This is a genomic window from Nocardia altamirensis NBRC 108246, from assembly GCF_001612685.1.
Taxonomy (GTDB): domain Bacteria; phylum Actinomycetota; class Actinomycetes; order Mycobacteriales; family Mycobacteriaceae; genus Nocardia; species Nocardia altamirensis.
Window position 1 is genome coordinate 1 of the sequence record NZ_BDAY01000090.1, and the last position, 23460, is coordinate 23460.

The 23460-nt window shown below is 67.1% G+C and carries 21 protein-coding genes; 14 read left to right on the top strand and 7 right to left on the bottom strand.

Annotation, left to right across the window (positions count from 1 at the left end; translation table 11 throughout):
* Positions 1-832: 832 nt before the first annotated feature.
* Positions 833-1789, bottom strand: coding sequence for a LuxR C-terminal-related transcriptional regulator (locus NA11_RS36075; RefSeq protein ID WP_245746450.1), 957 nt, complete (start codon positions 1787-1789; stop codon positions 833-835).
* An 84-nt stretch (positions 1790-1873) separates the two neighbouring features.
* Positions 1874-3190: a preprotein translocase subunit SecY gene (gene secY / locus NA11_RS36080; RefSeq protein ID WP_069166568.1), complete on the bottom strand. Its 1317-nt coding sequence runs from the start codon at positions 3188-3190 to the stop codon at positions 1874-1876.
* A gap of 836 nt (positions 3191-4026) precedes the next feature.
* Between secY and NA11_RS36085 the strand changes: the two genes are divergently transcribed.
* A complete protein-coding gene (locus tag NA11_RS36085; protein WP_245746453.1) occupies positions 4027-4644 on the top strand; it encodes a lysophospholipid acyltransferase family protein in 618 nt (205 codons plus the stop codon).
* A 57-nt stretch (positions 4645-4701) separates the two neighbouring features.
* Here NA11_RS36085 and NA11_RS36090 read toward each other — a convergent pair whose 3' ends face one another.
* Positions 4702-5412 carry an alpha/beta fold hydrolase gene (locus NA11_RS36090; protein WP_069166570.1) on the bottom strand — a complete coding sequence of 237 codons (711 nt, stop codon included), beginning with the start codon at positions 5410-5412 and terminating at the stop codon, positions 4702-4704.
* A 125-nt stretch (positions 5413-5537) separates the two neighbouring features.
* On the opposite strand from NA11_RS36090, the gene NA11_RS36095 reads away from it, so the two are divergent.
* Both NA11_RS36095 and NA11_RS36100 read left to right on the top strand, forming a co-directional pair.
* Positions 5538-5969 (top strand): helix-turn-helix domain-containing protein, encoded by a 432-nt coding sequence (locus NA11_RS36095; protein ID WP_069166571.1) that lies wholly within the window; start codon positions 5538-5540, stop codon positions 5967-5969.
* Positions 5966-6880, top strand: a complete 915-nt coding sequence (locus tag NA11_RS36100) for an alpha/beta fold hydrolase (RefSeq protein ID WP_245746454.1) — start codon at positions 5966-5968, stop codon at positions 6878-6880. The genes NA11_RS36095 and NA11_RS36100 overlap by 4 nt, the downstream gene beginning before the upstream one ends.
* Positions 6881-6916: 36 nt before the next feature.
* Here the strand turns inward: NA11_RS36100 and NA11_RS36105 are convergent, their stop codons facing one another.
* Together NA11_RS36105 and NA11_RS36110 are read right to left on the bottom strand one after the other, a co-directional pair.
* Complete coding sequence (locus NA11_RS36105; RefSeq protein ID WP_069166572.1) at positions 6917-7258, bottom strand: DUF1844 domain-containing protein; 342 nt, start codon at positions 7256-7258, stop codon at positions 6917-6919.
* Between the two features lie 5 nt (positions 7259-7263).
* Complete coding sequence (locus tag NA11_RS36110) at positions 7264-7791, bottom strand: DinB family protein (protein WP_069166573.1); 528 nt, start codon at positions 7789-7791, stop codon at positions 7264-7266.
* 362 nt (positions 7792-8153) lie between these two features.
* Here NA11_RS36110 and infC point away from each other — a divergent pair, with 362 nt between their 5' ends.
* The 3 genes from infC to rplT all read left to right on the top strand — a co-directional run bounded on the left by infC (position 8154) and on the right by rplT (position 9674).
* The gene (infC, locus tag NA11_RS36115; protein WP_069166574.1) at positions 8154-8843 is read left to right on the top strand and encodes a translation initiation factor IF-3; all 690 of its coding nucleotides are present in this window, start codon (positions 8154-8156) and stop codon (positions 8841-8843) included.
* Positions 8844-8902: 59 nt separating this feature from the next.
* Positions 8903-9097 (top strand): 50S ribosomal protein L35, encoded by a 195-nt coding sequence (rpmI, locus tag NA11_RS36120; RefSeq protein ID WP_014983431.1) that lies wholly within the window; start codon positions 8903-8905, stop codon positions 9095-9097.
* A 196-nt stretch (positions 9098-9293) separates the two neighbouring features.
* Positions 9294-9674, top strand: coding sequence for a 50S ribosomal protein L20 (gene rplT, locus NA11_RS36125; RefSeq protein ID WP_014983432.1), 381 nt, complete (start codon positions 9294-9296; stop codon positions 9672-9674).
* Between the two features lie 102 nt (positions 9675-9776).
* Here the strand turns inward: rplT and NA11_RS36130 are convergent, their stop codons facing one another.
* Positions 9777-10400 (bottom strand): hypothetical protein, encoded by a 624-nt coding sequence (locus NA11_RS36130; RefSeq protein ID WP_069166575.1) that lies wholly within the window; start codon positions 10398-10400, stop codon positions 9777-9779.
* Between the two features lie 143 nt (positions 10401-10543).
* On the opposite strand from NA11_RS36130, the gene NA11_RS36135 reads away from it, so the two are divergent.
* Positions 10544-11368 (top strand): TrmH family RNA methyltransferase, encoded by an 825-nt coding sequence (locus tag NA11_RS36135; protein WP_069166576.1) that lies wholly within the window; start codon positions 10544-10546, stop codon positions 11366-11368.
* 182 nt (positions 11369-11550) lie between these two features.
* Here NA11_RS36135 and NA11_RS36140 read toward each other — a convergent pair whose 3' ends face one another.
* Positions 11551-12129 (bottom strand): TetR/AcrR family transcriptional regulator, encoded by a 579-nt coding sequence (locus tag NA11_RS36140; protein WP_069166595.1) that lies wholly within the window; start codon positions 12127-12129, stop codon positions 11551-11553.
* Positions 12130-12235: 106 nt separating this feature from the next.
* Between NA11_RS36140 and NA11_RS36145 the strand changes: the two genes are divergently transcribed.
* From NA11_RS36145 to NA11_RS36175, 7 genes are all read left to right on the top strand, one after another.
* Positions 12236-13657 carry an MFS transporter gene (locus tag NA11_RS36145; protein WP_069166577.1) on the top strand — a complete coding sequence of 474 codons (1422 nt, stop codon included), beginning with the start codon at positions 12236-12238 and terminating at the stop codon, positions 13655-13657.
* A gap of 316 nt (positions 13658-13973) precedes the next feature.
* Positions 13974-15035 carry a phenylalanine--tRNA ligase subunit alpha gene (gene pheS, locus NA11_RS36150; protein ID WP_069166578.1) on the top strand — a complete coding sequence of 354 codons (1062 nt, stop codon included), beginning with the start codon at positions 13974-13976 and terminating at the stop codon, positions 15033-15035.
* 34 nt (positions 15036-15069) lie between these two features.
* A complete protein-coding gene (pheT, locus tag NA11_RS36155) occupies positions 15070-17574 on the top strand; it encodes a phenylalanine--tRNA ligase subunit beta (protein ID WP_069166579.1) in 2505 nt (834 codons plus the stop codon).
* 239 nt (positions 17575-17813) lie between these two features.
* Positions 17814-18581 (top strand): alpha/beta hydrolase, encoded by a 768-nt coding sequence (locus NA11_RS36160; RefSeq protein ID WP_069166596.1) that lies wholly within the window; start codon positions 17814-17816, stop codon positions 18579-18581.
* Between the two features lie 45 nt (positions 18582-18626).
* Positions 18627-19145 (top strand): PspA/IM30 family protein, encoded by a 519-nt coding sequence (locus NA11_RS46195; protein ID WP_174567783.1) that lies wholly within the window; start codon positions 18627-18629, stop codon positions 19143-19145.
* 45 nt (positions 19146-19190) lie between these two features.
* Positions 19191-20213 carry a hypothetical protein gene (locus NA11_RS36170; protein WP_069166580.1) on the top strand — a complete coding sequence of 341 codons (1023 nt, stop codon included), beginning with the start codon at positions 19191-19193 and terminating at the stop codon, positions 20211-20213.
* A gap of 476 nt (positions 20214-20689) precedes the next feature.
* Positions 20690-23425: a nitrate- and nitrite sensing domain-containing protein gene (locus tag NA11_RS36175; RefSeq protein ID WP_245746455.1), complete on the top strand. Its 2736-nt coding sequence runs from the start codon at positions 20690-20692 to the stop codon at positions 23423-23425.
* Positions 23426-23460: the final 35 nt, after the last annotated feature.

A 23460-nucleotide genomic window follows, 5' to 3' on the forward strand; every position in this document is an offset into this window, starting at 1 on the left:
CTCGACAACCGGTGCGGAATGCGCAGTAGGGGTGCGGATTTCGGTGTTGAGGCACGGCTCGCCGCGGGTGCCGGCCTAGGGGAGACCTCTGATCCCGGCATCTGGGAGCACAACGGCGCGGCTGATGGTCGAGGGGGCACTGGTGGCGGGGGCTTCTCGGGGTGATGCCGCCACCAGTGCCCCGTGATCAACCGGCCAACTCCAGAACCGGTGCGGATGCGCAGTAGGGGCGTGGATTTCGGTGCTGAGGCATGCCTAGCCCGCTGTTGCTGGTCTCGGGTAGTCCCGCGATCCCGGTATGTGGGATCAGAAGTGGTGGTTTCGTGCTGAGGGGGCACTGGTGGCGGGGCTTCTCGGGTGATGCCGCCGTCAGTGCCCCGTGATCAGCTGACCAACTCCAGAGCTGGTGCGGATCCACGGAAGGGGTGCGGATTCAGGGGCCGGGGTTAGTTCGGTGGAGCATTGTGCTCATCAGTGTTGGCTTCGGGCGTCGCGGTGCGCGGGTACCGGAGTGAACGGGGCGCAGGGGTGCGCGGGTGCGGCGGGCGCGGGCGCAGGGTGCGCGGGTGCGGGAGTACGGCAGTGCGGGTGTGCGCGGGTGCGGGAGTGAGTGGGTGCGGAGTGAACGGGGCGCGGGTGTGCGCGGGTGCGGGAGTGCGCGGGTGCGGAGTGAACGGGTGCGGAGTGAACGGGTGCGGAGTGAACGGAGCGCAGGTGTGCGCGGGCGCAGGGTGCGGGAGTGCGCGGGTGCGGGAGTGTGGCAGTGCGCGGGCGCAGGGTGTGCGGGAGTGACCGGGTGCGCGGGTGCGGGAGTGCGGGAGTGCGGTGGAGGTTAGACCTCGGTGCGGTTGGGGTGGATGTCGACTGGGACGTGGTTGATTCGGAGGAGTGGGTCGACGTGGTGGGTGGCTGGTAGTGCGGTGATGGTGTGGGGCGGGAGGATGTGGGGGGTGTGGGGGACGATTCGTCGGGTGTGGGCGTAGACCGCCGCGTGTACTCGGTCGCGGACGCCGAGTTTGGCGAGCACGTTGGAGACGTGTGTTTTGACGGTTTGTTCGCCGACGCCGAGCGTGTCTGCGATCTCCGGGTTGGTGTACGCCTTGGCGATCAGCAGCAGGACCTGGTGTTCTCGGGTGGTGAGGGTTGCCACCTCCGGTGCGGTGGGGAACGGGTCGATCCCGGTGGTCAGCCGCGTGACGAGACGGCGGGTCAGGGTCGGGTCGATCAGTGCGTCGCCGCGGGCCGCCATGCGGATGGCTGAGATCAGGCCGTCGGACGGCAGTGCGGTGGTGAGGAATCCCGACGCGCCGAGACACAGTGCGCGGTAGAGGTTTTCGTCGGTGTCGGAGGAGGTGAGGGTGAGGATGCGGGTGGCGCCGCCGAGCGCCGCGATGGTGTCGATGGCGGCTGGGCGGTCTAGGCCGGGCAGGTCGAGGTCGAGCAGCGCGACGTCGGGACGCAACCGTTCGATTTCCCGGATCGCGGCGGCACCGTGGTCGACCTCCGCCACGCATTCGAGATCCGACTGGGTCGCGATGGCGGCACGCAGGCCGGAGCGGAAGACCACTCGGTCGTCGGCGAGCAGTACGGAAATCGTTGAGCCCGAAGGATTCTCGACTCCAACAGGCGGGGAGCCCGCATGGTTCAGCGGCTGGTGCTTTTCGACGGTGCCGCTGGTCGGCGTCGCCGCGTTGGCCACACCGCTCATCGACAAGGTCGCGGCGGTGACGGCGAGCACGAGGGACGACGCCACTCGGAGCAACGGGCGGGCGGAGGAGTTCCTGGCCATAGGTTCGACGGTAGCGTTATCGGCAGGCTGCGCGCGCCGGCACCAGGGCAGACGCTGGGCAGGCGGACCGGCGACGTGCGGTGTTCAGCGCAGGAACCCTTCGTAGTTCCGGTTCATCACTTGGCTTTCGAGCTGTTTGACTGTGTCCAGGGCGACGCTCACCACGATCAGCACGGAGGTCCCGCCGAACGCGAGACCCGGCGCGACACCGCCTGTGCCCGCACCGAGGAACAAGTTCGGCAGCACCACGACCGCGCCGAGGTAGAGGGCGCCGGGCAGGGTGATCCGGCTGAGCACATAATTCAGGTAGTCCGCGGTGGGTTTGCCTGGCCGGTAGCCGGGGATGAAGCCGCCGAACTTCCGCATCTCGTCTGCGCGCTCCTGCGGGTTGACGGTGATCGCGACGTAGAAGTAGGTGAAGAACACGATCAGGGTGAAATAGATCGTGACGTACACGGGGCTGGTCGGGCTGACCAGGTATTGGTGGATCCACGCCTGCCACCTGGTCTGATGTCCGGGATCGCGTTGAGTCAGCTGGGCGAGCAGGTTCGGCAGGTACAGCAACGACGATGCGAAGATCACCGGAATCACGCCCGCCTGGTTGACCTTCAGCGGCAGGTACGTCGAGGAACCGCCGTACATCTTCCGCCCGACCACACGCTTGGCGTACTGCACCGGAATCCGCCGCTGCCCCTGCTCGACGAAGACCACGCCGACGATTACCGCGAACACCGCGACGCACACCCCCGCGAACAGGAGCGCGTTCCTGTCCAGGAGCGCTTTGCCCTGAGTCGGCGCCTGCGCGGCGATACCGGCGAAAATCAACAGCGACATGCCATTTCCGATGCCACGCTCGGTGATCAGCTCGCCGAACCACATGACCAGCGCCGCCCCTGCGGTCAATACCAGCACCAGTACGATCATGCCGAACAGGGAGGTGTCGGCGAGGATGCTCTCGGGACAGCCGGGCAGCAGTTGTCGACGCGCGGCCAACGCCACCAGCGTCGAGCCCTGCAGGACGGCCAACGCCATCGTCAGATAGCGGGTGTACTGGGTGATCTTGGTCTGCCCGGTCTGGCCTTCTTTGCGCAGTTCCTCGAACCGCGGGATCACCACGGTCAGCAGTTGAATGATGATGCCCGCTGTGATGTAGGGCGTGATGCCGATCGCGAACACCGAAAGGTGCAGCATCGCACCGCCGGAGAACAGATTGATGAGCTGATAGATGCCCGCCGACTCGCCACCGGAAGCAATCGCGACGCAGGTGCGCACAGCCGGGTAGTCGACTCCCGGTGACGGCAGTGCCGCACCGAGGCGATACAGCACGAGCAGTCCAAGCGTGCCGAGGATCTTCCGCCGCAGATCCGGGGTCCGGAGAGCCGGTACAAAGGCGGAAAGCACGAGTCCTCCTGATGAATAACGTTGTCGGACATCGGATTCCGCTGGCGGTACGCAGGCGACCTGCCAGCGCCTTTGACGGTACGGAGCAACCGCTCCCTCCACGTCGCCCGCGAGTCGGAATTCCGCCTCCCTCAGTTGGGGGAACCCCGCCCGCCGCGATCCCCACACCAACAACGCCAAAGGCGCCTATCGACCACCCGATCCGCCGCCCGCACCCCCGAACGCGATTCGACACAACCCCATCGCAATCCACACTGCCCTCGCCCCCGAACGCTTTCCGGCGTTGCTCATCGCGCACCGGGTGGCCCTCGCCTGTGGACGCTTTCCGGCGTTGCTCATCGCGCACCGGGTGGCCCTCGCCTGTGGACGCTTTCCGGCGCTGCTCATCGCGCACCGCGTGGCCCTCGCCTGCGGACGCCTTCCGGTGCAGCTCATCGCGAACCGCACACCGGCGTGCCCCCGAGCGACTTTCGACGCCACACGCCGTGATCCGCGCCCACGTCTCGACGAAACCAACCGCGATCCGTGCACCGTCGGTACCTGCGAGCACGTTTCGATTCCGCACCAGCGGGGATGTGTTGACGGGTGCTGGAAGGTGCGAGATGGGCGGATTGGGTGGCGTCGAAAGGCTCTTGTGGTGTTGTGGGGATCGGGGTGGGCTGGGTTGACGGGTGCGGGAGGTCCGGATGGGAGATCGGGTGGGGTCGAGGGGGTTTGGGGCGGGGGGACCTGGGTGGGGCGCGGGTAGGGTTGGGGTGAGGTTGGTTTCGGGCCGGCGGGAGGGTTCGATGGACGAGGGATCGGGGCGGCCGAGGGGGCTTGGGAAGCGCGCGTGGGTGACGACGAAGCTGGTGCGTCGGGTATTGCGTGGGCTTGCTTGGTCGAAGGTTGTGCGGGTTACCGTGCTCGGGCGGGCGGAGGTGCCGAAGTCGGGGGCGGTGATCGTGGCGAGCAACCACATCTCGATGCTGGACGCGGTATTTCTGTGGGGAGCGTTGCGGCGCAGGGCTATTGCTATTGCGATGGCGGAGCTGTGGTCTTGGCCGGTGGTGGGGTGGCTGGTGCGGCGGCTCGGGCATATTCCGGTGGTGCGCCGTGACAGCGAGTCGGGGCTGACCGCGCTTTCGAAGGCTGAGCAGATCCTCCGGCACGGCGGCGTGCTGCTGATCTATCCGGAAGGGCGGCTGGTTGCGCCGGGCGAATCGGAACCGTACAAGCCGGGAGTAGCGAAACTGGCTCTGGCGACTGGCGTTCCGATCATTCCGGTCGGCACCACCGGCACCGATCGAGTCCTACCCATGCGACGCACCCGCGGCGACGGTCCCGCCTTCGACCGCCACCAACAGGTGACCATCCATTTCGGTGCGCCCATCGACCCCGCCGACTTCGACGACCCCGACAAGCTCCTCGACCACCTCCGCCAGCGGATCGAGGATCTCCGCAGCACGAACTGACACCAGCCAGCCAGTCGTTGGAACCGATGTCAACGTCGGCGCGCGGTGGTGGTCGGGTCAGGGGTTGGTGAGGGTGTGGAGGAGGTCGGCGAGTTGGTTGGGCTCGGACCACATGGGCCAGTGGCCGGTGGGGAGGTCGAGGTAGTCGGCGGTGAGGTGGGTGAGTTCGGTGAAGGCGGGGACTTGGCCGCTGTCGCGGAGCTTTTCGACCTCTTCGGTGGTGATGCTGTTGCAGATGACGGTGGTGGGGATGGACCAGCGGGCGGGGGAGTCGCTGAGTTCGAGGGGGCCGGACGCGATGGTGGTCGGTTCGCTGACGGCGCGTTCGCGGAAGCGGGCGAGAGCGGCCTCGTCCAAGCCGACGAGGCTGTTGCCTGCGGCTTCGAGTTCTGGCCAGTCGGGTAGCGGCCATTCGGGGCCTGCGTCGGCGCGGGTGGCGTCGATGATGTAGCCGTTGGGGATCGGGGCGGAGTCGACGTAGATCGCACGGTGGAAGCGGTCCGGTGCGCGGTCGGTGGCGAGGTAGGCGGGGGCTGCGCCACCGGAATGGGCGACGAGCACGGCGGTTTCGCCTGCGGGGACGGCGTCGATGATGGCTTGGGCCTGAGCCGCCAAGGTGGCCGAAAGTCGGTCGGGGTCAGCCGGATCCAGGCCGGGGAGGGTCAGTGCCTGTACCTCGTTGCCGCGTGCGCGCAGGTTGTCTGCGACCTCGTCCCAGGCCCATGCGCCGAGCCAGAAACCGGGAACCAAAACCATCCGTGTAGCCATGGGTCTTACCTTGCCGTATCGGACCGACATGTTCAGAGCTAGCTCGCTGCCCGCGTCACGCTATACCTCATTTATCCACAAACAACCCTATTGCATCGACGTATAGGGAAGTTTAAGGTAGCTTCATGACCGAACGCCTCTACTCCGTGGAACAGGTGGCCGAACGCCTCGGGCTGCACGTGCGCACGATTCGCAACTACGTGCGCGACGGGCGGCTCAACGCGGTCCGGATCGGGAAGCAGTACCGGATCGCGCATGAGGACCTGGAGGCCTTCACGGGTCGGCCGGTGCCTGCACCCGTGCGGGAAGCGGTCGAGAGGCGGCGGCACAGCGAGGTGTCGAGCATCGTGCAGATCGAGGCGATCTCCCCCGAGATGGCGGATCGGGTAACCAGCTTGCTGATGGGCGCGGCGGCGAATCGGTCGGCCGGCGACGATCCGTTGCGCATCCAGACGGTCTACGACGCGGAGCGGGCTCGCATGAAAGTCATTGTCCTTGGCGGCCTTGCCGATACGGCTCGGCTGTTCGACTACCTGGAAGGGGTGCTCGCATCATGAACGACCGTCGCGAGCCAACGATGAGCGCAGCACAACCGGACACGATTGCCGCGCAACCGTGGGATAACGCTATGCGCACGCTCTACAAGTCTGAGCAGGGCGCGAACGCGGTCCAGCAGCACTATCGAAAGTTGTTGGACGCCTGGACGATCCCCGCCGAACGGGTGCGGGTGCCGACTCGCGAGGGCGAAACTTTCGTCCTGGCCTGCGGTCCGCAGGACGCGCCGCCGGTGGTACTCCTGCACGGCTCGGGTGGGAACGCGGCCAACTGGCGCGGCGACATCGCCTCGTGGGCAACACATTTCCGCACGTATATGGTCGACATCATCGGCGAGCCCGGCGGCAGCGCACCGTCGCGCCCGCCGTTGGATTCCGACGCATACGCGCTGTGGCTCGACGACGTGCTGGAAGCTCTTGACCTCGACGATGTTTCGATCGTGGCCAGCTCGCTCGGCGGCTGGATGGCGCTGGACTATGCGACCCGCAGGCCGAGCCGGGTGACCAAGCTTGCCCTGCAGTGCCCGAGCGGCATCGGCAAACAGACGATGGGTTGGCTGCCGAAAGCCTTGTTCCTGAGGATGTTCGGGCGTCGCGGCGTACGGCACACGGCGCGCATGGTGACGGGCCTGAACACCCCGCTGACCAAGGCCGCGCTGGACGACATAGTCCTGACTTTCACCACCTACAAGCCGCGCACCGAGCGGCTCCCGATCTTCTCCGACGACAAGCTGCGCGTCCTGACCATGCCCGTTCTGGTCATCGTCGGCGCCAAGGACATCATGCTCGACTCCGCAGAAACCGCCGAGCGTGTCCGCCGCTGCGTCCCCAGCGCCACGGTCCATGTGCTCCCCGAAGTCGGCCACGCCATCCTCGGCCAAACCGACACCGTCCTCGCTTTCCTCCGCGATTGACGAACGCGCCCAACCGTTCTCGGTAGCGAATCCTGATCAGTAGACGGGCCCGGTGTACTTCTCACCGGGCCCCTTGCCCGGCTCATCCGGGTGCGCCGATGCCTCGCGGAACGCCCGCTGCAACGACTGCAATCCCTCGCGGATCGGTCCTGCATGCGGACCGAGGTACTCGACCGACGCCGTGACCAGCCCGGCGAGCGCGGTGATCACCCGACGCGCCTCGTCCAAATCGCGCCTCGCACTCGACTCCGGATCCTCGTCCGCGAGCCCGAGCTTCTCCGCAGCCGAGCTCATCAGCATCACCGCGGCCCGGCTGATCACCTCCACCGCCGGGATGTCGGCCAGTTCGCGCACGGAGTTGTCGAGCTCTTCAGTCATGCCTGTCAGGCTAGCGAGGCGCCACGAAGCAGCCGCAGCTGGCCGATCTCCGCGACGTTCTTCATCAGCTCCGAGTTCACCCAGCTCACCAGATGCGCCACGGTCAGCTTGGCGTCGGCGGGCCAGGGAAAGCTCGACGGCTTGTCGAGGCCGGACTCGGTCAGCCCGTCGAGTGTGCGAATCCAGCCGTCGCGCAACCCGCGCAGCCATGCCACGGCGGCTCTACCGTCGCCGGGCCAGTGCACGTCGGCGCGGTCCCGTGGTGCCCGGCCCGCGAGCTGATCGATCGCCGCGCTCCACCACCAGCCGATATGCCAGCTCAACCAGCCGATGGTCGGCAGCGGAATCGGATCGGGCTCGATGTCCGCCCAGTCCGGCCGCCACGCTCCGTCGGCGTAGAGGCGCACCGTCCAATAGGAGTCGGTGGGCGCCCAGAGGAAGTCGTCGACACGCAGCGCGTCGAGGTGCAGCTCGGTGAGCGACCAGGTGAGGTCGAATTGCCATCGCAGCAGGTCGAGACGTGAAGTGGGCATGGCTGGAGCCTGGCAGGCACGGGGTGTCGCGGCAACTCGGGCGAGGGTGGATTCGGTAATAGCCGAAGCGCAATGTTAGACTTTCCGCTGACGACCGCCCCTGGTTGTGTCTTCTACCAAGATTTCGAGCCTGGGGCTGATAAGTGGAGCCCGACTCCCACCGTTGCCGACGAGCAATCGTATAGGTCAAACGGTCCGGTCACCCGCCTCTGCGGAGGCGGGTTTCTTGTGCCGTGGTTCTCTCACGAGGATCGCGCGAGCAAGATCGTGCGTGAGCTTTCGCGTGCGCTGACCGGTCGACATCGGGCCCCGAAGCGGAATACCGCTGCGGGGCTTTTGTGTTGAACAGGGGTTCGCAGTTATTGCGTGCGGTCGTCTTGACGACACCGCTTGACCTAGGAGGCCCCATCAGCACTGAGACCCGCATCAACGATCGCATCCGTGTTCCCGAGGTCCGACTCATCGGACCCAGCGGCGAGCAGGTTGGGATCGTGCGTGTTGAAGATGCACTACGCGTCGCCATGGAGGCGGATCTCGATCTCGTCGAGGTCGCTCCGGATGCACGTCCGCCGGTCTGCAAGATCATGGACTACGGCAAGTTCAAGTACGAGACGGCGCAGAAGGCGCGTGAGTCTCGGAAGAACCAGGTGCAGACCGTGATCAAGGAGCAGAAGCTCCGCCCCAAGATCGACGACCACGACTACGCCACCAAGAGGGGCCATGTGATGCGCTTCCTCGAGGCAGGCTCGAAGGTCAAAGTGACCATCATGTTCCGTGGACGTGAGCAGTCGAGGCCCGAACTGGGTTACCGGCTGCTGCAGCGGCTCGCCGCCGACGTCGCAGACCTGGGGTTCGTCGAAACCTCGGCCAAGCAGGACGGTCGCAATATGACCATGGTCCTCGCACCACACAAGGGTGCGAAGACGCGGGTGAAAGCTCAGCAGGAGTCCTCGGCTCCGCGGCCGCAGCAGCCCGCTGCGCAGCAGAGCGCCGAGCCTGCAGACACCGCGCCCGCTGCGGCTCCGGCCGAGCAGGCCGCCCCGCCGCAGTAATACCGATCAGAGCCGGCGGTCCGTAAGGACCGCCGGGACGAGACAGATTAGAGGAATCCATGCCGAAGATGAAGAGCCACAGCGGCGCCTCGAAGCGATTCAAGGTGTCCGGTAAAGGAAAGCTGCTGCGTCAGCAGGCGAACCGTCGCCACCTGCTCGAGCACAAGTCCACCCGCCGGACTCGTCGTCTGGATGGCACGGAGGCCGTCGCGTCCGTCGACGTCCCACGCGTGAAGAGGCTGCTCGGTCTCTGAGAGACCTTTCAACCGTAGCGACTGCTTGCAGGTCGCTCGAAACGGTCAGCAGCGACTGCGCACCAGTCGCTCGAAAGTGCCGATGACCCTGCGTCATTCGCCACGAGTAAGCAACCGCGATCCGGATTCCGGACGCCGACCAACCGACCAACCCCCGGGTGCCCGCATGCGCCCCCTAGATCGACAGGACTGACCCATGGCACGCGTCAAAAGGGCCGTCAACGCTCAGAAGAAGCGTCGTTCCATCCTCGAGGCCTCCAAGGGCTACCGCGGCCAGCGTTCGCGGCTGTACCGCAAGGCCAAGGAACAGCAGCTGCACTCGCTCACCTACGCCTACCGGGACCGCCGGGCGCGCAAGGGTGACTTCCGCAAGCTCTGGATCGCCCGCATCAACGCCGCGGCGCGTCTGAACGACATCACCTACAACCGTTTCATCCAGGGCCTGAAGGCCGCGGGTGTCGAGGTGGACCGCAAGATCCTCGCCGAGCTCGCCGTCTCCGACGCCGAGGCGTTCGCGGGTCTCGTCGCGGTCGCCAAGGCCGCGCTGCCGCAGGATGTCAACGCTCCGGCTGCCTGATCGTGTGACTGACGAACACCTTTCGGAACGACCCGTGGACGCGCTCGCCGAGCGCACTCCGCGGGTCGTTCTATTTTCCGTATTGTCGGTATTGCCAGCGACTCAGCCGGACCCTTTGAACATGGCTAGCGCGGCCGTGAGTGGATCGAATGCCCCGTTAGCCAGCGAGTAGTCTGTTACTCGCTTGTGGCCTGCGTCGAATTGGTGGCTGAGGATAAGCCTCCAGCCGCCACTTACTGCTCGGTGTTCTGCCAGCTCGTCTCGTGTTGCTTCTGCATTGAATCTCTCGTTCAGATTCTTCGTCATACGATTGAGTTCTTGTTTTCCGGTGAGCTCCCGCAGTATTTCGGCCGAGACGTGACCTCTGTTCCCCTGTTTGCCGAGTTCCGCGAGTAGCTTTTCGACAAACAGCACGCTGTCGGGTGTCACGTTCGCGAGTACGCGGTGGTACAGGTCCACCTGCGGGTCCAGGGGCTGCGCGGGAGTGGTCGGTGCGCTGTTGTGTGGTGTTGGCGACGCATCGGCCTGTGTGTCGTTCAGAGGCTTGGTGGCAATCGAATCGGTGCGCACCATATTTCGGATGACATCGTCATGGTCGAATGCGCCGGCGGCAGCGCGAATTCCTTCTCGTTTCGATTCTGACACATCGGGTACCTCGGCGGTCAGCTTGGCCAGCTTGTCACGTGCTGCTCGGAGTGCCTCGCTGATTGCGTGGGTGTATTTCATCTCGCAGGCTTCCCCTCCTTGTCGGTAGCCTAACAATTGGCGACTCTCGTTTCGAGACCGTAGTTCCACTGCCGGGAAGGCTTTCGCAATGCTGATCCGAGGCGAAGGATTCTCGGCACCCGCAGACGTGTAGCTTCACTGGCATGGCATCGACCCCGGAAATCATCGACTACCGCAATCCGCGGGTCGTTTCGGCTGTCAAGCTGCATCGCGGCGCACAGCGTCGCAAGACCGGGCTCTTCCTCGCCGAGGGTGCCAATTCCGTTGCCGCCGCGTTGGATACCGGCCGCGTGCAGGAGCTGTTCTACTCCGCGGATGCGGCGACCAGAGAGCATGAACTCGTCGCGAGCGCTGTCGGGATGGGGGTGCGTACCACGCTCGTCAGCGACCGCGCCGCGCAGCAGCTCGGCGAAACGGTCACCGCACCAGGGCTCGTCGCGGTCTGCGGGCTGATCGACGTGCCGCTGGCCGACGTGCTCGCCGGCCAGCCGCGCATGCTGGCCGTTCCGGTCGAGATCGCCGAACCGGGCAACGCGGGCACCCTCATTCGGGTGGCGGACGCGGTCGGCGCCGACGGCGTGGTGCTGGCGGGGGACACCGTCGACCCGCACAACGGCAAATGCGTGCGCGCCAGTGCGGGCAGCCTGTTCCATGTGCCCATCGCGCGGCACCGCGACATCACCGAAACGCTGGATTCCCTTGCTGCCGCAGGCATCACGATCCTGGCGACCGCCGCCGACGGCGAGGTGGACCTCGACGACGCCGACGAGCTGTTCACCGGACCGGTCGCCTGGCTCTTCGGCAACGAGGCACACGGCCTCGCTCCGGCCGTTGCGGCGCGCGCCGACCATCGCATCCGAATCCCCATTCACGGCCGCGCCGAGAGCCTGAATCTCGCTGCTGCGGCAGCCATCTGCCTCTACACGGGCGCACGCGTCCGGCACGCCAAAGGTCCCCGCGCGGATTAACTCCCAAATGCCTCGCAGTTAAGCCGTTGGGGTCGCCGGCAAGTCGGGTGGGCGCTTCAAGATCAAAGACTCTGCGCTGCGCACCTTTTGGTTTCTCGCGCATGATCCACCGGGCGAGAACGCGCGCGGGAACACGAAAGGCGCGCGGGGTGGGCGCTTCAAGATCGAAGACTCTGTGTCGCTCAGTCGCCGTTGGCCTGCAGATCCGCCATGATCTCGGTCGCCCACGGCGCGGGCACCGCGTCCGGTCCAGCCACCTGCATCGCGCTCATCACCGTGAGCAGCATGCCGGTGGAGAGAAAGCGCCGAACCTCTAACCGTGAGGCACCCGTCAGGTCGCCGATCAGCTGGTAGACCAGGCCGAATCGGTCGCGCACCTCGTTGCCGATCACCGGGTCCGCGCTTGCCGCGAAGCCGTGCAGGAACACCTGAAGCAGCTCCCGTTCGGTCAGGAAGACGTTGTATCCGCGGCCGAGTGCGAGCAGCGCCTCCTCGGGCGTCGCGTCTGCTGCCGCCTCCGCGCGCGCCGACCGGAAGATCTCCTCGATCCGATCACACACCCGGTGGACCGCGGCGATGAACAACTGCTGCTTGGTGCCGAACAGCCGGATCACGTAGGGCTGGGAAACGCCTGCGCGCCTGGCGATTTCATCGGTGCGGGTGGCTACGTAGCCGGATTCGGCGAAGGCGGAGACGGCCGCGTGCAACACCTGCTCGCCTCGTTCGGTCGCGGTCATTCTGACCCTGGTCGAACTCGCCATCTCGGCCACTCCGTTCGCTGACAAACTCGCTATGGATTGACATGTTATCAGTCGATGCATACTCTTCCGGTCATTAGTTATCAGTCAATTACAACTAAGGCTGGACATGACCGAAACCCTCGAGCCCGCCGCCGCGGCGACGGTCGCGCCATCGACCGGCGGACGCGCCATCGCCGCAGTGCTCGCCGCCGTCGGGATCCCGACCTTCATGGTCACGCTCGACAACCTGGTGGTGACCAACGCACTCCCCGTGATCCGCACCGAACTCGGCGCCTCGCTGGCCGACCTGCAGTGGTTCATCAACGCCTACACGCTGTCCTTCGCCGCGTTGCTGCTCACCGTCTCGGCACTCGGTGACCGGCTCGGTCGGCGCCGCGTCTACCTGGCGGGCATCCTGCTGTTCACGGTGGCGTCGGCAGCCTGCGCACTGGCCACCGAGCCGTGGATGTTGATCACCGCCAGGGCTGTGCAGGGCGTCGGCGCCGCGGGCGTAATGCCGTTGTCCGTGGCGTTGCTGTCGACTGCGGTGCCCGAACGGCTGCGCAACGCGGCGATCGGAATCTGGAGTGGCATAGCAGGATTGGGGGTCGCGGTAGGCCCGCTCGTCGGCGGCGCTGTGGTGAAAGGCTTGAGCTGGCAGTGGATCTTCTGGCTGAACGTGCCGATCGGCCTGGCGGTGCTGCCGTTCGTGGCCAGGGTGTTGCGGGAGTCATACGGCAGAAGCAAGCGGCTCGACCCGCTCGGCCTGGTGTTGTCGGCGGGCGGTGTGCTCGCGGTGGTGTGGGGCGTGATCCACGGCGCGGAGGACGGCTGGCTGTCCGCCACGGTGCTGGGCGGTTTGCTCGGCGGCGCGGTGTTGCTGGCCGGGCTGGTCGCGTGGGAACTGCGAACGCCGGATCCGATGTTGCCGCTGCGGCTGTTCCGTTCGCGTGCCTACAGCGTCAGTAATGCGACGACCTTCACGTTTTCGGTGGGTGTCTACGGTGCGGTGTTCCTGCTGGCACAGTATTTCCAGGTCGTGCGCGGTGACGACCCGCTCGCGGCGGGCCTGCGCACCATGCCGTGGACCTTGGCGCCGATGGTGGCCGCCCCGATCGCCGGCCTGCTCGTCGACCGCGTCGGCGCCCGCGCGCTGCTGGTAACCGGGCAGGTTCTGCTGGCCGTCGGGCTGGGGTGGATGGCCGCGCTCACCACGATCGACGTCGACTACGGCGCGTTGGTCGCGCCGTTCCTGCTCGCCGGAATCGGCATGGGCTTGACGTTCGCGCCCACGACCACCGTGGTGCTGGCCAGTGCCGCGCCGGATGACCGGGCGATGGCCTCTGGCACCAACAGCACGGTGCGGGAGGTCGGTGTCGCGATGGGTGTGGCGGTCCTCGCGTCCGTATTCGCCGCGCACGGTTCGTATCTCAGCCCGCAGCACTATGTCGACGGGCTGGTGCCTGCCCTCTGGGTCGGCACCGCGATCGTCGCCGTCGGTGCCGTCCTCGCCCTGTTGCTCCCGTCGCCCGGCGCAGCGCCGCGCTGAGTGTGCGGGTGGGTGCTGCCGGGTGGTGGGGATCCGGGCAGCGCTCCGTGGTGCGAGACAGCCCTGCCCGGATCGCGCATCCCGGGCAGGGCTGTATTCGTCACGTAACGGCGCAAGCACGCATCCCGCAAACAGTGACAGGTGTGGCCGTCGTCGCAACTCTGCGTGCGTTATGCCAGGGCAGCATGGGTTCGGCGCTGCACGGGGAATCCGGGTGAACCGGGTATCGGGCATCCAATAGGATTCCACCAGCAGCAATGTGGGCAGGGAATGAGCCGTGCCCACGAACCGATCCCCAGGGGAGAGTCGAACCATCGTGGCCGACGACAACGACGCAGTCGAGCAGAACGCGACGCTGACCGAGGAGGCACTGGCCGCTGCGGCGGCGGCCGCCGAGAAGGCGTTTGCCGCTGCCGCCGACCTGGACGCGCTCGCGGTCGCGAAAACCGAGCATCTCGGCGGCAAGGCTCCGCTGGCGCTGGCGCAACGCGCACTGGGCAGCATCCCGAAGACGGAGAAGGCCGACGCGGGCAAGCGCGTCAACGTAGCTCGGGCCAGGGTGTCCGAGGCGTTCGAGTCGCGCCGCGCGGTGCTGCTGGCCGAGCGCGACGCGGCCGTTCTCGTCGCCGAGGCGATCGATGTGACGCTGCCCGCCCGCCGCGACCAGGTCGGCGCCAGGCACCCGATCTCCGTCATCTCCGAGCAGGTCGCCGACGTGTTCGTCGCGATGGGCTGGGAGGTCGCCGAGGGTCCCGAGGTCGAGACCGAACACTTCAACTTCGACGCGCTGAACTTCCTGCCCGATCATCCGGCGCGCACCATGCAGGACACCTTCCATATCGCGCCGGAAGGCTCGCGCCAGGTGCTGCGCACGCACACCTCCCCGGTGCAGGTGCGGTCGCTGCTGGAGCGGGACCTGCCGATCTACGTGGTCTGCCCCGGTCGCACCTTCCGCACCGACGAGCTCGACGCCACACATACCCCGGTCTTCTCCCAGGTGGAGGGGCTCGCGGTGGACAAGGGCCTGACCATGGCGCACCTGCGCGGCACGCTGGACGCGTTCGCGCGGGCGCTGTTCGGGCCGGATACGCGAACCAGGATGCGCCCCAACTACTTTCCGTTCACCGAGCCCTCCGCCGAGGTCGACGTCTGGTTCCCCGGCAAGAAGGGCGGCGCAGGCTGGGTCGAGTGGGGCGGCTGCGGCATGGTGAACCCGAAGGTGCTGATCGCCAGCGGGATCGATCCCGAGGTCTACAGCGGGTTCGCGTTCGGCATGGGCCTGGAGCGGACGCTGCAGTTCCGCAACGGCATCCCGGACATGCGAGACATCGTCGAGGGCGACGTGCGTTTCACGTTGCCGTTCGGCGTCCGGTCCTGACCCCCACCCTTCGATCGAGAGAGCGAAACGTCAAGTGCGAGTAGCGCAGTCCTGGCTGACCGACATCATCCAGCGCACCAACCCCGGCTGGTCGGTGACGCCGGAGGAGCTCGACGCGGGGTTCGTCCGGGTCGGGCTCGAGGTCGAAGAGGTCGACAAGCTCGAGCCAGTGGGCGGTGACATCGAGAAGCCGCTCGTCGTCGGCCGTGTCGCCGAGATCACCGAGCTGACCGAGTTCAAGAAGCCGATCCGCTTCTGCAAGGTCGACGTCGGCAACCCCGAGCTGCAGGAAATCGTCTGTGGCGCCACCAATTTCGCGGTCGGCGACCTGGTGGTCGTCGTGCTGCCCGGTGGTGTGCTGCCCGGTGGTTTCACCATTACCTCGCGCAAGACCTACGGCCATGTCTCCAACGGCATGATCTGCTCGGTCGCCGAACTCGGTATCGGCAAGGACCATTCGGGCATCCTGGTGCTCGAGCCGGGCACCGCCGAACCGGGCACCGACGCCAATGAGCTGCTCGGCCTGGACGATACGGTCATCGAGCTCAACATCACCCCCGACCGCGGCTACTGCTTCTCGGTGCGCGGCCTCGGCCGCGAACTCGCCTGCGGCTTCGACCTGGACTACGCCGATCCCGCCGTGCGCACCCTGCCGGATGCCGAGCAGGACGCCTGGTCGATCCGCCTGGAACCCGAGTCGAAGTGCACCCGTTTCGCGGCCCGCCGCGTCACCGGTATCGACCCGAATGCGGTGAGCCCCTGGTGGTTGCAGCGCAGGCTGCTGCTGTCGGGCGTGCGCCCGATCTCGCCCGCCGTCGACGTCACCAACTACGTGATGCTCGAGCTCGGCCAGCCGCTGCACGCCTTCGACGCCGCGAAAGTGAACGGCGGCTTGGTGGTTCGCGCCGCCAACAAGGGCGAGACACTGCGCACCCTCGACGAGGTCGAGCGCACCCTCGACGCCGAAGATGTGGTGATCGCCGATGATTCGGGTGTCATCTCGCTGGCCGGTGTGATGGGTGGCGCGAGCACCGAGGTCAGCCCGGAGTCGACCGACATCCTGCTGGAGGCGGCCACCTGGAACCCGCTGCTCGTCTACCGCACCTCGCGCAGGCACAAACTGGTGTCCGAGGCGGGCAAGCGCTACGAGCGGGTGGTCGATCCGGAGATCAACGTGATCGGGCTGGATCGTGCCGCCGCCCTGCTTGCCGAAATTACCGGTGGCACCGTCGAATCCGCACTCTCCGACGTCCGAGTCCCGGTGCCGCCCGTTGCGCCGATCCGGATGGACATCGACCTCGCCGACCGCGTCGCAGGCGTGGTCTACCCGACCGGTACGTCCGCACGCAGGCTCGCGCAGATCGGCTGCACCGTCGAGGTCGCCGTCGACGAGAGCACCGGGCACGGCCAGCTGGTGGTCACCCCGCCGAGCTGGCGTCCCGACCTGGCGCAGCCCGCGGATCTGGTCGAAGAGGTGCTGCGGCTGGAAGGACTGGAGCAGATCCCGTCCGTCCTGCCCACCGCGCCTGCCGGCCGCGGTCTCACCGCGACCCAGCGCCGCCGCCGTGCGGTGAGCCGGGCGCTGGCCTTCGTCGGCGCCGTCGAGGTGCCCGCGCCGGTCTTCCTGCCCGCCGGTGTCTTCGACACCTGGGGCCTGGAGGCCGACGATCCGCGCCGGACCACCACCCGGGTGCTGAACCCGCTCGACGTCGAGCGGGCCGAGCTGGCCACCACGCTGCTGCCAGGGCTGCTGGAAGTGGCCGCCCGCAACATCTCTCGCGGTGCGCGCGACCTGACCATCTACGGCATCGCACAGGTGGTGCTGCCCGGCGCGAACGTGCGCCCGGTCGAGGCACTTCCGGTCGATCGTCGGCCCACCGATGACCAGATCGCCGAGCTGCTCGACTCGCTGCCCGCTCAGCCGGTGCACGTGGCCGCGGTGCTCACCGGTCGTCGCGAACCGCGTGGGCCGTGGGGTCAGGGCCGGGTGGCCGAGGCCGCCGACGCGTTCGCCCTCGCCGATGTGGTGGCCGACGCGGCGGGCGTCACCATCGAGCGCCGCCCGGTCGCGCACCTGCCCTGGCATCCGGGTCGCTGCGCCGAGCTCGTGGTGGACGGCACGGTCGTCGGCTACGCGGGCGAACTGCACCCCGCCGTGCTGGAACGGTCAGGGCTGCCGCCGCGCACCTGCGCCGTCGAGCTCGACCTGGATGCGCTGCCGTTGCGTGAATCCCTTCCTGCCCCAACGATTTCCCCGTTCCCCGCGGTGCTGCAGGACGTCTCGGTCAGCGTCGAGAAGGCCACTCCTGCCGCGTCCGTCGAGTCGGCGCTGCGCACCGGCGGCGGCGAACTGCTCGAGGACATCGCGCTGTTCGACGTCTACGAGGGCGCTCAGGCAGGCGAGGGCCGCAAGTCCCTGACCTACGCGCTGCGCTTCCGTGCGACGGATCGCACGCTGACCGAGGACGAGGCGAGCGCTGCCCGGGACGCCGCCGTAGCCGCGGCAGCGGACGCGGTGGGCGCAGTTCTGCGCGGCTAGTACACCGCCGCGCTGAACCAGACCGAGTCCATGCGCCCCACGGCAGTCAGAGCTGGCGTGGGGCGTGCGGACATCTGGTGGCGCCGAGCGGCCGCGGTACCAGTGGGCGCCATCTTGCACGGCTAGGCCGGCCACCGTGCCGCGCATAGCCCACAACAGGTAGCGCTGCTGTACCCGGTGGACTCGCTGTCGGCCGGGTCGGGTGACCAGGTGGCAGCGAAGCGAGTATGAACATGTACATGCGACACCCCGCGCACCCGATCCTCAACGCGCTGACCTACATGCCGGACCGGCAGGTCGTGCAGACGCCTGACCTGCTCGGCTTGGCCTACACGGACCTGTCGATCAGCACGGCCGACGGTGAGACGCTGCACGCGTGGTGGCTGCCCGCGCCGAACTCGGTCGGGCACATCCTGTTCGCGCACGGCAACGCGGGCAATATCGGCGATCGGATCGGGCTGTTCGCGCTGCTGATCGAGGCGGGTTTCGATGTGCTCGCGTTCGACTACCGCGGCTACGGCCGCAGCACCGGACGACCCACCGAACACGGCACCTACCTCGATGCCAGGGCGGCGCGGCGCGCGCTGCTCGAACAACCAGGCGTCGATCCGAATCACGTGCTGTACCTGGGGAAGTCGCTCGGCGGCGGTGTCATGACGGAGCTCGCGACGGTCCATCCGCCCGCCGGACTCATGTTGATGTCCACGTTCTCCGGCCTGCGCGACGCCGCGCGTGCGGTCTACCCGTTCCTGCCGCGCCCGTTCGTCCCCGATGCCTATCCGAACGAGCGCCGGATCCGCACCCTGCGGGTCCCGATCTTGATCATGCACGGCGATCAGGACGAACTCCTGCCGTTGCGGCAGGCCGAGCGCCTGTATGCCGCCGCGCGAGAACCGAAGCAGCTGAAGGTGTTCCCCGGCGGCGGGCACAACGATCTGATCATCGTCGGCGGGGCGGCCTGGTTCGAGCTGGTGCGTGACTGGGCGCGCGCGGTCGTCCAGCCGTAACGCGGAGCGGCTCCCACGCCGCCTGCCGCTGCGTAGCCTGGCGGTATGACGGAAAACAGCGAGATCGCGGCGCGATTGGCGGCGCTGGCGGACCGCGAACTGGTCGGCGTGCTGCTGGTGGCGACCGCGGGGCGGCCTGGATTCGAGACTGTGCACGCGGCCCTGCTCGGGGTCGCCGAGGCAGCTGATGCGGGAGGTCCGCCGGGTGTGACTCCTGCCACGATGCCGACGTCGGTGCATGACGCCGCCCCGGTGCATGACGTATCCGGGCAGGTCGGAGGGGTTTCTCCGGTACCGGCGGTACCGGTACCTCCGACCGGTATCCCCGCACCGACTGAGACAGCCGGATATTCACCGTCCGGAGTCCCTACTTGGGGGTCAGTTCGCGATAAGGTCGAGCAGCGCTTCGGCACCGCACAGGGTATGGGCGAGCTCGACAAGCAGACCCCGGCGGGCCGCAGCGTCGACGAGCAATGGGACGCGCGCGAGAAGGCCGCGCGTGAGCGCCTGGATCGGATACGGAAGTCGATGCACGGCAACGACTCCGAGACAAGCGGGCCGTAACCCGGCCGGGCGCACCGTACTACGACTGTGAGGGTGGAACCGGCGATGACCGAGCCGCGTGAGATTGCCGAACGACTACTCGATGCTCAGGTGGAATTCGTACTGGCCGAGGTCACCGGTGACCGCTTCGCGGAGGTGGTGGCCCGCGACGTCGAATCGGTGCTCGGCGTCGCCGACACGCTGATCTTCCGCGACATCGTCGAGATCGATCAGGCCAAGCAGACCGTCGCGACGATCATCGATCAGATCGGCGGCAGCCCGGTGATCGCCGACATGGTCGGGGTCTTCGCCGATTCGATCTACGACAACATCGCGGCCAACAACGACTACACGCTCGGTCAGGTGGTCGACCGGGAACCGGTAGAAGCGTTGTTGGAGAAGATCTTCGGCATGCATCAGGCCCAGGAGCGCATCCTGGACCGGCTCACCGAGAGCCCGCTGGTCGCGACCGTCGCGTCGAAGTTCGTCGACAAGTTGATCTCCGATTTCATGGAGGCGAACAAGCAGATCGCCGGAAAGATCCCCGGCGTCTCCTCGCTGATTTCCATGGGTCAGTCGGCGGCCAAGACCGCCAAGAAGGCGACCGAGAGCACCTTCATCGGCGACATGGCAGGCAAGGGTGCGGTTTTCGCGCTCAAGCGCACCAACAACGCGATCCGCGAGATGCTGCGCGACGCCCCGGTGCACGACGCCGCGATGGAATTCTGGGACCTGCATGCCGACGAGCCCGTCAGCGGCCTGCGCGATTACCTGTCGCAGAAGGACCTGAACGAGTTGGTGCTGATCTGCTACGAAATCGCGATCACCACCAGGGAGAAGGAATATTTCGGCCTGCTCGTCGCCGAATGCGTCGAGGTGTTCTTCACCAAGTACGGCGATTACACGTTGGGCGCCATGCTGCCCGAGCTCGGACTGAACGCCGCCGATATCACCACCGAGATTCTGCGCTACGGTCCGGCCGTGATCGAGGGCGCGAAGCGGAATGGCGTGCTGGCCAAGCTGATTCGGGAGCGGCTGGAACCGTTCTACACCTCGGAGCAGGTACTCGCGATCCTCGGTGATGTGTAGTCGTGCACAAAACTACTAGCTGATCGGTCGCCATTCGGTTGCTGATTGTTGTCCGGCCCGTTCGCTCGCAAGAGTGGGCGGGCCGTTCTCGTGTCAAATCCAGGGGGGTGGAACCGCTTGCGGCCCAAGATTTCGAGTGTGCATACCCGGTGCGCCGCTGTGCTCCGCGATGGCCTGCCTGAGCTGGGATGCATTGAGTCGTAGCGCAACCGATCGGTCACAAACTGGCCGGTTGGTAGCAAGAGGTTTCAGCTGAGGTTGAAAAGAATGAACAAAGTGCTGGGACGGGGGTGCTCGAGTTGACGCAGGACCAGGGGTATGGGATTTTGCTCGGAGACTTTCCCGTGCGCTCGTCGTGAGAGCTGTCACGGCCGGCTTTTCGGAGGAGTAGCAGGTTGGTGCGTTCACGTTCACGGCAACAAAAGCCCGGGGACACACCGGATCTCAACCCTCTGGTTTCCCGTGCTGATAATGAGTTGTCGAGCGGCACAATCTCGGCAATTGTCCGGCCGCGCACCATCGGCGGCCAGCTGACTCGAATTCTTGCCCTCGCCCTGGTATTGGTGCTCGCGCTGCTCGGCGTGAACGTCTTCCGTGAGTTCGCGGACTACCGGGAGTCGAACGAGACGGTGAAGGCCGTCTCGCTCGCGCTGAATGTGCAGGAGCTGAACAATCAGATCCAGCGCGAGCTCGGTCTGAGCAACGGTCTGCTCGGTGGTGAAAACCGGCTGCGGCAGCCGCTGGTGGAACAGCGAGCCAAGCTCGACTCGGCACTGGCCACGCTGACCGCGGCCGCGGCGGCCGACGCGCCGGGCGCCGAGCAGGTCCGCGCGGCGCTCGGCCAGCTGAACCTGCTGTCCAACACCCGCGCCCAGGTCGACTCGGGCCGCATCAGCAGGCAGGTGGTGTTCCAGTTCTACACCGATGCTGTCGCCGCGCTGAACCGCCTTCCGCTCGGCCTCGACCAGGCCCGCGACCCGCAGATCCAGCGCGGACTGCAGGCGCTGTACGCGCTCGGTGCCGCCAAGGAAGAGGTCGACAAGGAGCGAGGCTTCCTCAACGGCGTCTTCGTCGCAGGCCGCTTCAACGGCGGTGAATACGTGCAGTTCATGGAGATTCGCGCGACCAAGCTCGCCGCGTTCGCCGCGTTCTCCCGCTACGCGACCAAGAACCAGCAGGACAAGCTCAACGGCGCGTTGAACAGCGACAACGCCACCAAGGCCGAGACGTCGGAGACCTACGCGATCGCCTCCGCCGACGGACCACTGGTCCGCGAGGTGGACCCGATGGGCTGGTGGTCGCAGATGTCGAGCGCCATCGACGATCTGGGCGAGGTGCAGAAGGTGGTTGGCGACGACGTGCAGGCGCGCGCCGACGATCTGCGCACCGCCGCGTTGACCAAGCTGATCGCGTTCCTCGTCGGTGCGGCCGTCGCCATCGTCGCGATGATCGTGCTGGTGATCACCTCGGTGCGCGCCATCGTCCGCCCGCTTGCCGCGCTGGCAGGCGAGGCCGACGACGTGGCGTCGCGCCGACTACCCCAGGTCATCGACGCGTGGACGCACGCCGACGACAGTCGTCCGGAACCGCCGATGCCGGTGCGGCCGCCCGCCGGGTCCAGTGTCGAAATCGCCGCCGTGGCGGGCGCGCTGGACCGTGTCCAGACCACCGCCTTCGAGCTCGCCTCGCAGCAGGCGCTGGTCCGCCGCAACACCACGGAGTCGATGGCCAACCTGGCTCGCCGCAACCAGAACCTGGTGCGCCGCCAGCTCGGCCTGATCAGCGAATTCGAGCGCGAGGAACTCGACCCCAAGGGTCTGTCCAACCTGTTCGAGCTCGACCACCTCGCGACTCGCATGCGCCGCAACGCCGAAAGCCTGCTCGTCCTCGTCGGCGAGGCGAGCCCGCGCCGCTGGGCGCAGCCGATCGCGCTGAGCGACGTCATCCGCGCCGGTCTGTCCGAGGTCGACGACTACCGCCGCGTGGTGCTGCGCCGGGTGGACGATGTGCTGATCGTCGGCGCGGTGGTCAGTGAGCTCGCGCATATGCTCGCCGAGTTGATCGAGAACGGTCTCGCCTTCTCGCCACCGGATCTCGAGGTCGAGATCTACGGTCGCCGGGTGCCGCAGGGGTACCTGCTCGCGGTCGTTGACCACGGTGTCGGCATGCCGCCCGACCAGCTCGCCCAGTCGAACGCCAGGCTGCGCGGTGAGCAGGACTTCATCGTCGCGCCGACCCGCTACCTCGGCCACTACGTGGTCGGTCGCCTGGCCGAGCGGCTCGGCATCGCGGTCGAGCTCAACGTCTCACCGGTCAGTGGCATCGTCGGACGGCTCGCGCTGCCGCTGGAATTGCTTGCGCAAGAACCGGATCAGCGGGCACAGGGTGGCGGCCGTGGCAAGATTTCCGACAGGGGCGTCGAGCGGAGCTGGGGCGCCGATTCCGAGTCGAGGGAGACGCCACCCTCCGAGACCACCAGCCAGACGATGTCGGCGGTCTTCGGCGGTCCGGCGGCACCTGTTGCGCCGGAACCGAATACGTCCAACTTCGGCGGCCCCGCACACGGGTCGCCGCAGCGGGGCGGTCCGGACTACAACGCGCCGGATCGCAACGGGACCGGTCGTGGCGGCATGGACGCGCCGCGTCAGGACTACACCTCGCCGCGTCACGAGATGCCGCGCAACCCCGCGCCGCCACAGCGGCCGGCGGGCCCCGCGCATGCGGCGCCGTCCGACTCCGGACCGGCGACCGGTGCGTACGCCCAATTCCTTTCGTCCCCACCGCCCTCGTCCCCGCCGCCCGCGGAGACCACTGAACGATCGACGATCGATACCGGCACCATGTGGCGCATTTACGAAACCGGAGAACAGCCGCGCGGATACAACGGCGCGGACAGTGCGACCCAAGGCCCGCGCACCACGCGCAACGGACTTGTGAAGCGCAACAAGAAGTCTCGTTCCGCGGGCACCGCGCCGAGCACTGAATCGCGACGGGACGCCACTGGCACTCAGCGGCCGGATCGTGCGCCGATTCCGGAGCGCTCGCCCGAGGAAACCCGTAGCATGTTGTCGTCGTTCCGGGCCGGGCACGAGCGCGGCGCCCCACCCGCCCCGTCATCCACGCGGCCGTATGTCGGTGCCCGCGAACATGATTCAGCCGTCAACGACGATCAGGTGCCGACCACCCCGACCACCGCAGAGGAGAACCGGTGACCACTCACTTGCCGAGCGCTGACCCGCACACATTC